The organism is Aliiroseovarius salicola, assembly GCF_027891095.1.
In the GTDB taxonomy this organism is placed as follows: domain Bacteria; phylum Pseudomonadota; class Alphaproteobacteria; order Rhodobacterales; family Rhodobacteraceae; genus Aliiroseovarius; species Aliiroseovarius salicola.
The window spans coordinates 41,363-56,793 of record NZ_JAQIIO010000012.1 but is presented as its reverse complement, the minus strand read 5'-3'; the positions used below and the strand labels follow the sequence as shown (position 1 = coordinate 56,793).

Here is a 15,431-nt window from a genome sequence, read left to right as displayed (position 1 = left end):
CCGTGATGAAAAATGATGAATTACACACCTGTAACGCCGTTTCGGCGAATGGTAGAGGCTGCGCATTTGCAGCATCAGGTTCATGCCGGGGCGGAATTGCCGCCCAATGGCGTGAATAAATGGGAAGCGTTGCGCGAACTGTCCGCTGGGCGGACCGCATTTGGGCTTTCTGACCGGGATATGACGGTGCTTCAGGCGCTGGTCAGCTTTCATCAGGCGACGATCCTGGGGGGAAATGACAGTGATTTGGTGGTGCACCCTTCCAATCGTTCCATTTGTGAGCGGCTCAATGGCATGCCCTGCTCGACCATGCGCCGGCATCTGGCGCATTTGGTGGCAGCTGGCGTGATCATTCGTCGCGATAGTCCCAACGGGAAGCGCTATGCGCGGCGGTATGGCGACGATAAGGTGGCCTTTGGGTTTGACCTCACGCCGCTTGCCACCCGCTTTCAGGAGTTCTGCGGTGCCGCTGAGGCGATCCGTGCCGCTGAGGGCCGCCTGAAGCGCTTGAGAGAGATGGTAAGCCTGATGCGGCGCGATCTGGCGGGGTTGGCGGAATACGGCGCTGAGACGCGTCCTGACCTGCCGTTCTGGGATGCCTGCTCGGACCTGGCGCGCCTCACAGCCCGCGCGCTTCGCCGCAAATTGTCGATTGAGGATTTGGGGGCGCTGGAGGCGGATCTGAAGGCTGCATTGGATGATGCACGTACCGCACTGGACCCGTCTGTTACAGAAGATATGAGCACCAATGATGTTACATCTGAGCAGCACATTCAGAATTCAAATAAAGACTCTTATGATTCTGAACTCCACTTAGAAAAAGCGAAAGCGGCGGCGGGTGATCTGACGAAACTGACCGAAGCGTGTGACGAAGTCGGGGACGAGAATGAAGAACCGGAGGATAAACACAAATTACCAAATGTACCGTTGGGGCTTGTGTTGGCATCCTGCCCAGAAATTCAAACCTATTCCGATGGTGCCATCCGACACTGGCATGAACTTGTTCGCGCGGCGGATGTCGTGCGACCAATGATGGGGATTTCGCCGTCTGCCTGGGATGAGGCGCGCAGGGAAATGGGGCCGGAAGAAGCTGCGGTTGTCGTGGCGGCGATGCTGGAACGGTTTGCGGATATTCGTTCACCCGGTGGGTATTTGAGAAACCTCAGCTCCAAAGCGGCACTTGGTGCGTTTTCCTGTGGACCAATGGTGATGGCTTTGATGCGGAAGGATGCGGCGTAGTTCACAGCTGTGAACTTGCCGTGCCAAACCTTGGGACAAACATCGGGCCAAAACCTGGGGCAGGGGAGTTCACAGTTGTGAACTTTTGCAGACAGACGTGAACAATTCCTTAGCGAGGAGAGCGCTGCCTGAGTGAGGACGATGGTAAGTTAAATGACCAAAGGGATCTCGAGTTTGATCTCAGGACATTGTCACTTCGATCTTTCGTTCACATACGGCATTTGATGCGTCCGTGATTTGGGCGGTATTCAGTTCAAATGGGTCACTTTAGGCAATGTTAGGGACTAATTTTCAAATAGGTGATCTTATTTCCAAGAACGATTGCGGAGATTACGATGAATTATCACCGCATGAATTGCAGGGGAAATTCTTGCTCCTGCGGGGATTACCTGCCAGTATCGCAGCAGAAAGTGCGGTGAATATGCAGTATATCCATCAAAAACCAGACTGGCCCAGCTTTAAATGGGACGCTGAAAAGATCACCGAGCGTTTGGCGCAGGTCCGCCATCGTCAGGGGCGTCTGGTTGGACGAATGGAAGCGCTCGGCTTTGATCTGCAGGCCGAGGCGGTGCTTCGAATGCTGACGGAAGACGTCACCAAATCGAGCGAAATCGAAGGGGAACATCTGGACAAAGCCCAGGTGAGATCATCCATCGCGCAACGCCTCGGCATCGATATTGGTGGGGTCTTGCCCGTGGATCGCAATGTGGATGGCGTGGTCGAAATGATGCTGGACGCGACCCAGAACTTTGCGCGCCCTCTGACAAAAGAGCGTTTGTTTGCCTGGCATGCGGCGCTGTTTCCCACCGGCCATAGCGGTATGACGCGGATCACGGTCGGCGATTGGCGCCCGGAAAGCACCGGGGCGATGCAAGTGATTTCAGGCCCATATGGGCGCGAAAAGGTACATTTCATTGCACCCGATGCGGCGCGACTGCCAGATGAAATGACGCGGTTTCTGAACTGGTTTGAGGCGGAACAGGATCTGGATGGCGTGTTGAAAGCTGCCATAGCTCATCTGCATTTTGTCACCATCCATCCATTCGAGGATGGCAACGGACGGATTGCACGGGCGATTGCGGATATGGCCTTGGCCCGGTCCGAAGGCACCGCGCAGCGGTTTTACAGCATGTCGGGGCAGATCCGGGCCGATCGCGCGTCCTATTACACGGTGCTGGAACAGGTGCAGAAAGGTGGCGTGGAAATCACTGACTGGCTGATCTGGTTCCTCGACTGTCTGGGGCGGGCGTTTGACGGGGCCGAGGCGATTTTGGCTACGGTTCTGGACAAGGCGCGGGTCTGGGAGACCCTGAAGGGTGAAGTTTTGAACCCCCGTCAGCAGGAGATGATCAACCGGCTGGTGGATGGATTTGAAGGCAAGCTGACCAGTTCGAAATGGGCCAAGATCACCAAAACCTCGTCAGACACGGCGTTGCGGGACATCAATGATCTGGTGGGCCGTGGGATTTTGGCGCGGGAAACTGCGGGTGGACGCAGCACCAGTTATGTCCTGTCGGTGGACGGGCAGGGGGGCTAACCCCGTTTTGTCAGAAGGTCGGCGGGGTGCAGGCGCTGACGATCACACAGGGCTCGGGTCCAACCTGACGAAAGCGATGGGGGCGGCGGCTGTCGAAGAGATAGGCATCTCCGGGGCCGAGGATCTTGCGCTCTGCGCCCACGGTGATCTCGATCCGTCCGGAAATCACCACACCCCCTTCTTCGCCATCATGTTCGTACATCCGCGCACCGGTATCGGCGTTTGGCGCATAGGTTTCGTGCAGGATTTGCAGGCTGCGACCCAGAAGGTTTTCACCCACCTGACGGAAGGAAAGTTTGCCTTTGGCGATCTCTTTCAGCTCTTCAGCGGCAAAGAACACCTTGCGATCGGGGTCGGGGGCAAACGAGAAGAACTCACTAAGGCCAATGGGGATCCCATCGAGCACCCGCTTCAGCGCCCCGACAGAGGGGTTCATTTTGCCAGATTCTATCAATGAAATCGTGGAGTTAGGCACGCCCACCTGTTTGGCGAGCGCCCGTTGTGACAGCCCCGCCTGTTCGCGCACATAGCGCAGGCGTGGGCCAAGATCGATTTCAGAGGACGGGTCAGCCGGGGTGTTCTGAGTGTTCATCATAGTGAACATTCTAGGCATCACCCTTTTAATATCAATAGGGTAGGGGGATGCATAAACAGACTTTTTTCCTGATCCAAAATCGCCCAAACTCATTCAGATTTTGAATTTGGCCCCTTGGGGCTGGTCATGAAGGAGTGACATGACATGACTGGGACAACAAATGCAGATGTCGCCAAGCGGCGTGATGGCGCCATTGCCCGTGGCGTGGGGATGATGACGCAGGTCTATGCAGACCGGGCGGAAAACTCCGAAGTGTGGGACGTCGAAGGCAATCGCTATATCGATTTTGCTGGCGGCATTGCCGTGGTGAACACCGGGCACCGTCACCCCAAGGTGATGGCCGCTGTCGAGGAGCAACTGGGCCGGTTCACCCATACCTGCCATCAGGTGCTGCCCTACGAGAACTACATCCGTCTGGGCGAGCGGCTGAACGCGGCTGTTCCGGGGGATTTCGAGAAAAAGACGATCTTTGTGACCACCGGCGCCGAGGCCGTTGAAAACGCGGTGAAAATGGCGCGTGCGGCCACCGGTCGTCCGGCGGTGATTGCCTTTGGTGGTGGCTTTCATGGCCGTACTTTCATGGGCATGTCACTGACCGGTAAGGTGCAGCCTTACAAGGCGGGTTTTGGCACGATGATGCCGGATGTCTACCACGTCCCGTTCCCGATTGACCTGCATGGGGTGTCGACCGAGGATGCGATGAAGGCGATCAACGCGCTGTTTAAATCCGACCTCGATCCGGGCCGGGTGGCGGCGATCATCCTTGAGCCGGTTCAGGGCGAAGGCGGGTTCTATCCGGCCCCGGCCGAGCTGATGCGCGGGTTGCGTGCGCTCTGTGATGAGCATGGCATTGTGATGATTGCCGATGAGGTGCAGACCGGCTTTGCCCGCACCGGGCATATCTTTGCGATGGAGCACTATGACGTGGCCGCAGACCTGACCACCATGGCCAAAGGTCTGGCTGGTGGTCTGCCGCTGGCCGCTGTCACCGGTAAAGCCGAGATCATGGACGCAGCCAATCCGGGTGGTCTGGGCGGCACCTATGGTGGCAACCCACTGGGAATTGCGGCGGCCAATGCGGTGCTGGACGTCATCGAAGAGGAAGACCTGTGCGCACGGGCCAACGAGCTGGGCTCGCGTCTTAAACAGCGCCTTGAAGCGATCCGCGCCGAGGTGCCGGAACTGGTCGACATTCGTGGTCCCGGCTTCATGATCGCGGCGGAGTTCAACACCAAGGACGGGGTTCCCAGCGCGGATTTTGCCAATGCGGTGCGGGCAGAAGCTCTTACGCGCAATCTGATCTTGCTCACCTGCGGGACATATGGGAACGTTGTGCGTTTTCTGGCGCCGATCACCATTCAGGACGAGGTGATGGGGGAAGCCATGGACATTCTGGAAGCGTCCATAAAAGCCGTGCAGGCGAAACTCTGAAAGGGGTCTGACCCAATGAAACTGAACGATCCAACCCTTCTGGAAACCCGCGCCTATATCAATGGCGAATGGCGGGAGGGCGACACTTTTGCCGTGACCAACCCGGCGACCGGCGACGTGATTGCCAATGTCACCGATTGCTCGATTGCCGATGTGCAAGAGGCCATCGATGGCGCCTATGTGGCGCAAAAAGCCTGGGCGGCAAAGACCGGCAAGGAACGCGCGGCGGTCATGCGTAAATGGTACGAGCTGATGATGGAGGCGCAGGACGATCTGGGCACCATCCTCTGTGCCGAAATGGGCAAGCCACTGGCCGAAGCCAAGGGCGAGATCGCCTATGGTGCCAGCTTCATCGAATGGTTCGGGGAAGAGGCCAAGCGCGTCTATGGCGACACCATCCCCGGCCACCAGCCGGACAAGCGCATTGTTGTTCTGAAACAGCCGGTGGGCGTGGTGGGGGCGATTACCCCATGGAACTTCCCCAACGCAATGATCGCCCGCAAGGTCGCGCCTGCTCTGGCAGCGGGCTGTTCCTTTGTGGCGCGTCCGGCGGAACTCACTCCGCTGTCCGCGACCGCCATGGCGGTGCTGGCGGAACGTGCCGGTGTGCCTGCGGGTGTCTTCAGCGTGGTGACCAACTCCAAGGCCGCGGAAACCGGGCAGGAGATGTGTGCCAACCCGAAAGTGGCCAAGATCACCTTTACCGGCTCGACCCGTGTGGGGCAGATCCTGATGCGTCAGGGGGCAGATACGATCAAGAAGATGTCGCTGGAGCTGGGTGGCAACGCGCCGTTCCTCGTCTTTGACGACGCCGATCTGGATGCCGCAGTCGACGGCGCGATGATCGCCAAATTCCGCAACAACGGTCAGACCTGCGTCTGCGCCAACCGGATCTACGTGCAGGCCGGGGTCTATGATGCCTTTGCCAAGAAGCTCTCGGCCGCCATTTCCGCGCTGAAACCCGGCAACGGTATGGACGAAGGCGTGACCACCGGTCCGCTGATCAACGAGGCCGCCGTGACCAAGGTGGAAGAGCACCTGTCAGACGCCGTGTCCAAGGGCGCGCGTGTAGTGACGGGCGGCAACCGTCTGGGCGGCACCTTCTTTGAACCGACCCTGATTGCGGATGTGCCCGCCACGGCCAAAGTCTCGCATGAAGAAACCTTTGGACCAATTGCGCCGCTGATCAAGTTCGACACCGAGGAAGAGGTGATTGCGCTGGCCAATGACAGCGAGTTCGGTCTGGCAGGTTACTTCTATGCCAATGACCTCGCCCGCGTCTGGCGCGTGGCCGAGGGGCTGGAAACCGGCATGGTTGGTATCAACACCGGGCTGATCTCAACCGAGGTGGCACCCTTTGGTGGCGTCAAGCAATCCGGCCTTGGTCGCGAAGGGTCGAAATACGGCATGGATGATTATCTTGAGCTGAAATACCTCTGCATGGGCGGGATCAGCTGATCCGCTGCCAAAGGATGGCTTGCTGAAAACAGTAAACCGGAGCGTTACGCGCTCCGGTTTTTCTTTTTGTGTCTTTTGGGTATCTGCTTTGGGCGCGCGCCTCTAAGCCCCTTCAGGCGCGTTTCAGTGGGGCAGGGGGTCACTTCGCCTGTGGCAGGCTCATGCCCTCTCCTGCGCCCATGAGCGGGCTTTGGAAGGTGTTTTGTCGGTTGGCCATCCGTTCAAGGTTCACGATGGTCGACAGCATAATGCGGTCGTGGCTCCAGTCTCCGGGGCGTTGCATCAAGAGCATGGTGATAATCACAGCGCTGATCAGGCAACCGCTGAGGAACAGCCAGAGCGGGCCATGATCCTTGCCGTGGTCTTCTTCGACGGCGGCAACGGCCAGAATACGATTGCGCAAGCTCGAATTGTAGCGGGTTTCACGCCGGTCCACGAGTGCCACGGCAGGGGTGGTCCGGGTGAAGAAAACGGGTTCCTGGGCCGCTTTGGCGCAGGCGCGGATCAGACATTCGCAATAGGCGCGGGCATCCATCCGGTGCCGGGCTATCAGCGCCTGATCACAGGCATATTCACGCAGCATGCGGACCTGACGGCGCCACAGGAAGAAAAACGGGTTCCAGAATGTGAACGGCCGCAGGGTTTCCAAGAGAAACTCGCATTCCACGTCGCGTTGACGGAAGTGCTGCAGCTCATGCGCGATGGTCAGGCGCAGGTCTTCAGCATCCAGCAGCAATGGTGCGGGGAGTACAACATAGCGGCGCAGGAGGCCACGGGTGGAATAAGCCACGCGGGCGGTGTCGCTGATCAGCAGGTCAACATGGCCGATGCGTTTGTACAGATGGGTGTGTTTCAGCCCGTGGCGCAAGCGCAGAATCGAGACGATAACCTGGAGCGTTACCAGAACGGTGCCCACCATCAGCACGCCGGTCAAAACCTGTGCCCAAAGCGCCTGTCCGGTGATCATTTCGCGCACGAAATCTTCGCGCAGGCCCAGAATGGTTTCGAACGTGCTGGCGGATATGCTCACATTGCCATGCAGGTATTGCGACACCAGCATGTCCGACAGGTTCGGCGGGCGGGTCACAATCCATGTGGTCAGCGCCAGCGCCAGAAGGGGCGTCAGGGCGAGAAACACCGTCAGCGCGTTCAGAAGGCGCAATTGCGGGCGGAAAGCAGAGTTCAGCGATGTCCGGGCAATTCCCCATCGCAACCCGAACCAGATCGCCGTTCCGGCAATCACAAGAAGGTTCAGATCTAGATAGGTGTTCAGCCAGACTTCAGCTTCCATGGTCCCCCAACCTTTCGTTCAGCAACGTACGCATCTCTTCCAGCATATCGTTCGTTACCTCTTCATCATCCACCAGACGCGCCACCAATGCGGCGGGCGTATCGTTGAATAGTTTGCTCGAAAGATTTTTTAGTGTTGTTTTCTGGTAATCTGCCTTGGGAATGGCCGGGTGGTAAACCAGCGCACGGTCTTTACGTCCGCTGGTCAGAAATCCCTTTTCGGTCATGATTTTCAAAACCGTGGCCACCGAGGTATATGCGCGCTCCTGATCCTTGTTCAGCTCGGCCAATATCTCGTGCACCGTGCCGCCGCCGGTTTCCCAGATGACGGTCATGAATTCGAGCTCAACCTCGGTCAGCAGCGAATTGTCCTGTTTCTTGCGTCGCATCGGGGTATCGGGTCCGGATCAGAATTGCGTTTGGCCATCCTAACCTGAGGTCAGATATTTCCAAAACTAATTTTTTAGAAGATGCAAAGAATCTTCCGGTTTGGGTGGGGTCAGACCTTCCAGAAGCAGAAGATCCCCCAGCAGATCGACAGCGCCAGCGGCCCCCAGAGCGGCATGCCAATGAGGCCAAGCCAGGCGAGGAAGATATAGCTGGTGCCCAGAAGCGAGATGAACAGACGGTCTCCTCGCGTGGTGGTCAGGCGCAGCACACCTTGGCGTTCATCGCCTCCGGGGTTGCGGATTTCCAGCACGATCAGCACGCCGATTGCGGTGAAAATCCCAATGAAAACAAGTGCTGTGGGCCAAGTCCAGGCCATCCATGAAAGCATCACACCCTCCCCATCGCGAAGCCCTTCGCGATGTAGTTGCGGACGAAATAAATCACAATTGCGCCCGGAATGATTGTCAATGTGCCGGCTGCTGCAAGCAGGCCCAGCTCATACCCCGCAGAGGAGGCGGTTTTGGTCATGGTGGCGGCAATCGGTTTTGCGGCCACCGCGGTCAGGGTTTTGGCGAGCAGAAGCTCGACCCAAGAGAACATGAAGGCGAAAAACGCAGCCACACCGACCCCTGCCTTGATCGACGGAATGAAGATCGTGACAAAGAACCGCGGGAAGGAATAGCCGTCCACATAGGCGGTTTCATCCAGCTCCTTGGGCACACCGCCCATGAAGCCTTCCAAAATCCACACCGCCAGCGGGATGTTGAACAGGCAATGCGCCAGCGCCACGGCAAGGTGGGTGTCAAAGATGCCCACTGCCGAATAAAGCTGAAAGAAGGGCAGGGCAAACACTGCTGCCGGGGCCATCCGGTTGGTGAGCAGCCAGAAGAACAGCTGCTTGTCGCCAAGAAAGCGATAACGCGAGAACGCATAGGCCGCCGGCAGGGCCACGGCCACCGAGATCACCGTGTTGATCGACACGTAAAGGATCGAATTGATGTAACCCCAATACCAGGTCGGATCGGTAAAGATCGTCCGGTAAGCGTCCAGCGTGAAGGTCTGCGGGAACAGGGAAAAGCCCGACAGGATCTCGTTGGTTGTCTTAAAGCTCATCGCCACCAGCCAGTAGATCGGCAGCATCAGGAAAAGGATATAGAGGATCGGGACGATCGATCGTTTTTGCATGGATCAGGTCCTCAGTTCAGGTCGTCTTTGGTCATCAGCGTGTAGAACAGCCAGCTGACCAGAAGGGTGATTGCGAAGTAGATCAGGCTCATCGCGGCGGCAGGGCCAAGGTCAAACTGACCAAGTGCGATTTTTACCAGATCGATGGACAGAAGCGTGGTCGAGTTGCCGGGCCCGCCTCCGGTCAGAACAAACGGCTCTGTGTAGATGTTGAAACTGTCCATGAAGCGCAGAAGGATGGCGATGGTCAGCACGGTTTTCATCTTTGGCAGTTGGATGAAGCGAAACACCGACCAGTTGGATGCGCCGTCAATCTTGGCCGCCTGATAATAGGCGTCCGGGATCGACACGAGGCCTGCATAGGACAGAAGCACCACAAGCGAAGTCCAGTGCCATACGTCCATGGTGATGATCGTCACCCAGGCGGCAATCGGATCCTGCGTCATGTCATAGTGGATGCCAAGTACGTGGTTCAGGAAATACCCCAGCAGGCCAATATCCGGCAGCGCAAAGATATTCCACATCGCGCCGACCACATTCCACGGGATCAGCATCGGCAGCGCCATCAGCACCAGACAGACCGGCACCCAGAAGCCACTTCGCGGCATTGAAAGGGCAATGGCAATGCCCAAGGGAACTTCGATGATCAGGATCAGGAAGGTGAACATGAACTGCCGCCCAAGGGATGCGTGGAACCGCTCGGACCGCAGGATTTGCTCAAACCAATCAAGGCCTTGCCAGAAAAACACGTTGTCGCCAAAGGTCTCCTGCACCGAGTAGTTGACCACGGTCATCATCGGAATAAGGGCGTTGAAGGCGACCAGCAAGAGCACCGGCAGCACAAAGAACCACGCCTTTTGGTTTTCGGTTTTCATGTCTCAGCCCTCCTTCTCGGTGGCTTGCAGGGCAGGGGTGGGCTCGGTTGCCACCCAGCCGTCGATATAAAGTCGGGTCTGATCCGGAGCGAACTCCAGATGCACGGCGTCGCCTTTCGCGGGGGCAGCCCCTTCGGTGATGGCGTTGATGCGGTGTTCTCCGATGTGGCATTCCACCACCACATGCCGCCCCACGTCGGACACTTTGGTCACGGTGGCGGGCAGGCCGGTTTTGCCGATCGAGACAAATTCCGGACGGATGCCAATCTCGGTCCGGCCAGTGCTGGCGGCGTGGGCGTTGCCGGTGATCGGCCCTTCCAGCGTCACCGCGTGGCCCTCGAACATGGCGGTTCCATCCGTCACTTCGCAGGTCAGGACATTCATGCCGGGCGAGCCGATGAAATGGCCAACAAAGGTGTGAGCGGGACGGTCGAACAGTTCAACCGGTGTGCCGATTTGCACCACTTCGCCTTCCTGCATCACCACCACCTGATCGGCAAAGGTCAGCGCCTCAGTCTGGTCGTGGGTCACATAGATCATCGTGGCTTTTACGCGCTGATGCAGTTCTTTGAGCTTCGAGCGCAGCTTCCATTTCAGATGCGGGTCGATCACGGTGAGCGGTTCATCGAACATCACCACGTTCACGTCTTCACGCACCAGCCCGCGCCCCATCGAGATCTTCTGCTTGTTGTCGGGGCTGAGGCCCGCGGCTTTCTGATCGAGCATCTCGGTCAGTTCGAGCATCTCGGCAATCGCCATAACCCGCTCGTTCACCACGCTCTCGTCCCGGCCACGGTTGCGCAGCGGGAAGGCGAGGTTGTCGTAAACGCTCATCGTGTCGTAGATCACCGGGAACTGGAACACCTGTGCAATGTTGCGCTGATCCGGCGGCAGGTCGGTGACGTTTGCGCCGTCAAACAGGATCTGGCCTTCGGAGGGGACCAGAAGCCCCGAGATGATATTCAAGAGCGTCGATTTCCCACAACCCGACGGACCAAGCAGCGCGTAGGCGCCACCATCATTCCAGTCGAGGTCAATTTCCTTCAGCGCGTAGTCGTCGTCAGACGACGGGTTGGGAAGGTAGCTGTGTCGCAGGTTGGAAAGAGTGATTTTAGCCATGTCTGCGCCTCACGCCACGCGGAAGCCATCGGGTGCAAAGACAAAGCACGCCGTGGGATCCATATAGAATTCGTGGGTTTCACCCACCTGATAGGGGTGTACTCCGGGGGACAGCGACACCCAGCTGCCTTGTCCCATTTCGAAGTGGGCCGAGCTTTCCGAGCCGGACAATTCCGTCACCTGCACTTCGCCCGGCATCCGCACGTTTGCGGTGTCAGAGGGCAGGGGCAGCACGTGATGCGGGCGAATGGCGATGGTGTAGGGACCATCCGCCAGTGAGGCCGCAACGCCGGACAGGGTCCAGCTCACGTCGCCCAGATGGGCGGCATCCCCGCGCTTCTCAATGCGCGCGGTGTTGATTGGCGGGTCGGAGAACACGCTGGCCGCGTCCACGTTTTCGGGATTGCGATAGATCTCTGCGGTCGGGCCGAACTGGGTCACACGCCCGTCCTGCATCAGCGCGGTTTTCCCGCCGAGCAGAAGCGCCTCTTCCGGTTCCGAAGTGGCATAGACCACCACCGCGCCGCGCCCTGCAAAGAGGTCGGGCAGCTGGTCGCGCAGTTCTTCGCGCAGTTTGTAATCAAGGTTGGCAAGCGGTTCGTCGAGAAACACCGCCTTTGATTCCTTGGCAATGGCGCGCGCCAGGGCGCAGCGTTGTTGCTGACCGCCCGAAAGCTCATGCGGGCGACGATGCAGCATCGGGCGCAATTGCAGGATGTCGGCGGCTTCTTCCACCCGGCCCTGGATCTCGGACTTCGCCATTCCAGCCACCTTCAGGGGCGAGGCGATGTTCTCATAGACCGTCATATGCGGGTAGTTGATGAAAAACTGGTGCACGAGGCTGATATTGCGCTTCTGCGTGCTGAGGCGCGTGACGTCCTGCCCATCCATCTTGATCGTGCCGCTGGCCAGCGGGTCCAGCCCCGCCATCAGTTTGATCAATGAGGTCTTGCCAGACCCGGTGGCGCCAAGAAGGACGTTGAAGTGACCGGGCTCCAGCACAAGGGATGTTTCCTTGATATGCAGGTTTGCGCCCACGCGTTTGGTCACGTTGTGAAGTTCTAGTGTCATCGTAAGAGGACTTTCCGGCGATGTGCCGATGGTGGATGTGGCCGTCTGGCCATGTCTTCGAGAAATCTGCCCCATCCCCCAGGGATGAGGTTTATATAGGGTTGGGGCAGAGAGGTCGGGCACCGGAATGCCCGACCTACGGGAGACCCCGTTATTTTACCCGGTTACTGAGAAGACCAGCGCGCTACCAGTTCGTCATAGTTGACGGTCTGGCCTTGCGGTTTCTCGTTCTCCAGCGGTGGTTTGGCGCCACCATTGGCATACCACCATTCGGCGTCTTTCTCTTCGTTCAGACGCGGGCCACAGCCACCATAGACATTGGCTTGTTCGTCGGCGCGTTGCATCCGACCCATGGTGATGTCCATTTCCTCAGCCAGACGATCCATCGCCTGTTGCGGAGTGAAGGCGCCCGAGTTCACGTCACCGATCTGCTGCCACCAGATCTGGGCCAGCTTCGGATAATCCGGAACGTTCACACCGGTCGGCGACCATGCCACACGATCAGGCGAGCGGTAGAACTCGACCAGACCACCCAGTTTTCCGGCACGTTCGGTGAAGCTTTCGTGGTTGACCGAGCTGTCACGGATGAAGGTCAGACCCACATGCGACTTTTTCACGTCCACGGTTTTCGACACAACGAACTGGGCATAGAGCCAAGCGGCCTGAGCACGCTCGGACGGGGTGGATTTCAGGAATGTCCACGACCCAACGTCCTGATAACCAACCTTCTGGCCTTCTTCCCAATAGGGGCCATGCGGGCTGGGGGCCATGCGCCACAGCGGGCTACCATCGGCATCCACCGTGTTGTTGCCTTCGGATTGCGGCTTCACCATGTCGGCGGTGAACGCAGTGTACCAGAAGATCTGTTGCGCTACGTTGCCCTGGCTGAGGGCCGGCAGCGACTGGTAGAAGTCAAAGCTGGCAGCGCCCGGCGGGGCGTAGTTGCGCAGCCATTCATCCCACTTGCGGATCGCATAAACCGCAGCCGGGCCGTTTGCGGCGCCACCACGGCTCACGCTGGCACCCATCGGGTTACAGCTTCCGGCTTCCATGCGGATGCCCCATTCGTCGATCGGCACACCGTTGGGTTCGCCTTTCGAGCCGGCACCTGCCATCGACAGCCAGGCGTCAGTCATACGCCAGCCAAGGTCAGGGGCGCGCTTGCCGTAATCCATGTGGCCATAGATATCGACACCGTCGATGTTCTTCACATCTTTCGAGAAGAATTCGGCAATGTCTTCATAAGCCGACCAGTTGACCGGAACGCCAAGGTCATAGCCGTATTTGGCTTTGAACGCCTCTTGCAGGTCAGCGCGGTCGAACCAGTCTTTGCGGAACCAGTAAAGGTTGGCAAATTGTTGATCCGGCAGCTGATAAAGGTCGCCATCGGGACCGGTGGTGAACTGGCTGCCCATGAAGTCATCCAGATCCAGCGTCGGGGACGTGGTCGCGGCCCAGTCGCCGGCCATCTGGTCGGTCAGGTTATAGGCCAGTTGCAGGCGCGAGTGTGTGCCGATCAGGTCACTGTCGTTCACATAACCATCATACAGGTTCCGCTTGGTCTGCATCTGGGTCTGAACCGCCTGCACCACTTCGCCTTCGCCAAGGATCTGGTGGTTCACCTTGATGCCGGTGATTTCCTCAAACGCCTTGGTCAGCACTTCGCTTTCATAACCATGCGTGGGAATGCCTTCGGACAGGACGTTGATTTCCATGCCCTTGAAGGGTTCGGCCGCCTGGATGAACCAGTTCATCTCGGCCAGCTGTTCGTCTTTGTTCAGGACCGAGGGTTGAAATTCCTCATCGATCCATTTGCGTGCGGCAGCCTCGTCGGCATACCCCATCGATCCCGCAACCACGGCAGACACCGCGACTGCGGAGAAAAGATACTTGCGCATCTTTGCTCCTCCCATTGTTTTTGAAGTCGGCAAGCTCATTGGCTATTTGACTTTCATTATGAATTCACATGGCAGGGGTCTGTGTCAAACTAATTTTTTAGTAGTTTGTAATACATTGAAATTAATAAATTAAAATTAGAATGACGTAGGGGTCATCTTGTTGACATCAGCCAAGATACCCCACCCAGATCGGCACGAATACGGATGAGGGTTTCGATCCGTGAGCGGTTTTTCACCGCAAGTGACACGTCTTTTCCGATCAGGGCAGCCGGGTGTGTGGTGGCGGCAAGAAGGGATTCTACAAGCGATACACCCACCTCTTGGGTCAGCACTTTCACCGCGCGAGTGAGATCAAGATCCGCTCCTGCCAGCGTGCCATCTTCCAACGTCAGCCGCCCATCTTCGCGTTTGATCAACCGGCCTTCCAGTTCAAAAGACGGGTTATCCGTGCCCGCCACGGCCATTGAGTCAGTGACCAGAAATATCCGTCCCGTAGGATCGGTGGGGTTGCGGTCAGGGTGTTGGTTTGCGGTCCATGCAGCGCGCATTGTGGCCGGGTGCACATGTACCCCATCGGCGATCAAACCGGCGGCGAGTCCTTCGTTTTCCAGAACCGCGCCCACCAAGCCGGGTGTGCGACTGCCAAGCTGGCTCATGGCGTTGAAAAGATGTGTGGCGCAGGTGGCCCCCGCGCGGGCGTATTCCTGACAGGTGTCATAGTCGGCGTCGGTATGGCCGAGGGACACAATCACCCCGGCCTCGTGCAGCCGGTGAACCTGATCCGTGGTGGCATTTTCCGGGGCCAGCGTGACCATCAACACGGGCAGAGCTTCGGCCGCTGCGAGAAGTGTTTGAAGGTCATCCTCGTCCATCGGGCGGATGAACCGCGCCTCATGGGCACCCTTGCGTTTGATCGACAGATGCGGCCCTTCCAAATGAAGTCCGGCAATGCCCGGCACCCCACGTTCAACCGCGCGGGTCGCCGCATCAATTGCGGCACGGGTCTTTTCGGCCGTATCAGTGATCAATGTGGGCAGGATCATCTGCGCCCCCAGCCCGCGATGGGCGCGGGCAATGCGGCTGAGCGTGTCGACATCCGGCGCGTCGTTGAGCATCACCCCATCGCCACCGTTCACCTGCAAATCCACGTAACCCGGCGACAGGATATCGCCTGCAAGGTCCAGCGTCTGTTCAGACGGCGGCAGGTCGGACTGGGGGGCGAGGTCGGTCAGTTGACCCCGTTCAAACCGGGCTGCCAAACCTTCGCAGAGCTGCTCTCCGTCAAAGATCATGCCGCCATGGATCGTGAGGCTGGGTCCGCTCATGTCGCTCATACCGTTTCC

14 protein-coding genes are annotated in these 15,431 nt (G+C 58.3%); 4 read left to right on the top strand and 10 right to left on the bottom strand.

Going from position 1 to position 15,431, the window contains the following annotated elements:
* Positions 1-15: 15 nt before the first annotated feature.
* Positions 16-1,239 carry a plasmid replication protein RepC gene (repC, locus tag O2N63_RS16080; protein WP_271055321.1) on the top strand — a complete coding sequence of 408 codons (1,224 nt, stop codon included), beginning with the start codon at positions 16-18 and terminating at the stop codon, positions 1,237-1,239.
* A gap of 421 nt (positions 1,240-1,660) precedes the next feature.
* Entirely contained in the window at positions 1,661-2,776 is a 1,116-nt protein-coding gene (locus tag O2N63_RS16075) for a Fic family protein (RefSeq protein WP_271055320.1), read from the top strand.
* A gap of 10 nt (positions 2,777-2,786) precedes the next feature.
* On the opposite strand, the gene O2N63_RS16070 is transcribed toward O2N63_RS16075, so the two are convergent.
* Positions 2,787-3,368, bottom strand: a complete 582-nt coding sequence (locus O2N63_RS16070; protein WP_408629823.1) for a cupin domain-containing protein — start codon at positions 3,366-3,368, stop codon at positions 2,787-2,789.
* Positions 3,369-3,515: 147 nt separating this feature from the next.
* Here O2N63_RS16070 and O2N63_RS16065 point away from each other — a divergent pair, with 147 nt between their 5' ends.
* Together O2N63_RS16065 and O2N63_RS16060 are read left to right on the top strand one after the other, a co-directional pair.
* Positions 3,516-4,802, top strand: a complete 1,287-nt coding sequence (locus tag O2N63_RS16065) for a 4-aminobutyrate--2-oxoglutarate transaminase (protein WP_271055318.1) — start codon at positions 3,516-3,518, stop codon at positions 4,800-4,802.
* Positions 4,803-4,817: 15 nt separating this feature from the next.
* A complete protein-coding gene (locus O2N63_RS16060) occupies positions 4,818-6,260 on the top strand; it encodes an NAD-dependent succinate-semialdehyde dehydrogenase (RefSeq protein ID WP_271055317.1) in 1,443 nt (480 codons plus the stop codon).
* 139 nt (positions 6,261-6,399) lie between these two features.
* Here O2N63_RS16060 and O2N63_RS16055 read toward each other — a convergent pair whose 3' ends face one another.
* The 9 genes from O2N63_RS16055 to nagA form a co-directional block, all read right to left on the bottom strand.
* A complete protein-coding gene (locus O2N63_RS16055; protein ID WP_271055316.1) occupies positions 6,400-7,551 on the bottom strand; it encodes a M56 family metallopeptidase in 1,152 nt (383 codons plus the stop codon).
* Positions 7,541-7,939, bottom strand: coding sequence for a BlaI/MecI/CopY family transcriptional regulator (locus tag O2N63_RS16050; protein ID WP_271055315.1), 399 nt, complete (start codon positions 7,937-7,939; stop codon positions 7,541-7,543). The genes O2N63_RS16055 and O2N63_RS16050 overlap by 11 nt, the downstream gene beginning before the upstream one ends.
* Positions 7,940-8,049: 110 nt before the next feature.
* Positions 8,050-8,328, bottom strand: a complete 279-nt coding sequence (locus O2N63_RS16045; protein ID WP_271055314.1) for a DUF2160 domain-containing protein — start codon at positions 8,326-8,328, stop codon at positions 8,050-8,052.
* Entirely contained in the window at positions 8,328-9,125 is a 798-nt protein-coding gene (locus O2N63_RS16040) for a carbohydrate ABC transporter permease (protein ID WP_271055313.1), read from the bottom strand. The genes O2N63_RS16045 and O2N63_RS16040 overlap by 1 nt, the downstream gene beginning before the upstream one ends.
* 11 nt (positions 9,126-9,136) lie before the next feature.
* On the bottom strand, positions 9,137-10,000 hold the full coding sequence (locus O2N63_RS16035) for a carbohydrate ABC transporter permease (protein ID WP_271055312.1): 864 nt from the start codon (positions 9,998-10,000) through the stop codon (positions 9,137-9,139).
* A 3-nt stretch (positions 10,001-10,003) separates the two neighbouring features.
* Complete coding sequence (locus O2N63_RS16030) at positions 10,004-11,119, bottom strand: ABC transporter ATP-binding protein (RefSeq protein ID WP_271055311.1); 1,116 nt, start codon at positions 11,117-11,119, stop codon at positions 10,004-10,006.
* 9 nt (positions 11,120-11,128) lie between these two features.
* On the bottom strand, positions 11,129-12,190 hold the full coding sequence (locus O2N63_RS16025; protein WP_271055310.1) for an ABC transporter ATP-binding protein: 1,062 nt from the start codon (positions 12,188-12,190) through the stop codon (positions 11,129-11,131).
* 164 nt (positions 12,191-12,354) lie between these two features.
* Entirely contained in the window at positions 12,355-14,088 is a 1,734-nt protein-coding gene (locus tag O2N63_RS16020; RefSeq protein WP_271055309.1) for an ABC transporter substrate-binding protein, read from the bottom strand.
* 152 nt (positions 14,089-14,240) lie between these two features.
* On the bottom strand, positions 14,241-15,413 hold the full coding sequence (gene nagA, locus O2N63_RS16015) for an N-acetylglucosamine-6-phosphate deacetylase (RefSeq protein WP_271055336.1): 1,173 nt from the start codon (positions 15,411-15,413) through the stop codon (positions 14,241-14,243).
* Positions 15,414-15,431: the final 18 nt, after the last annotated feature.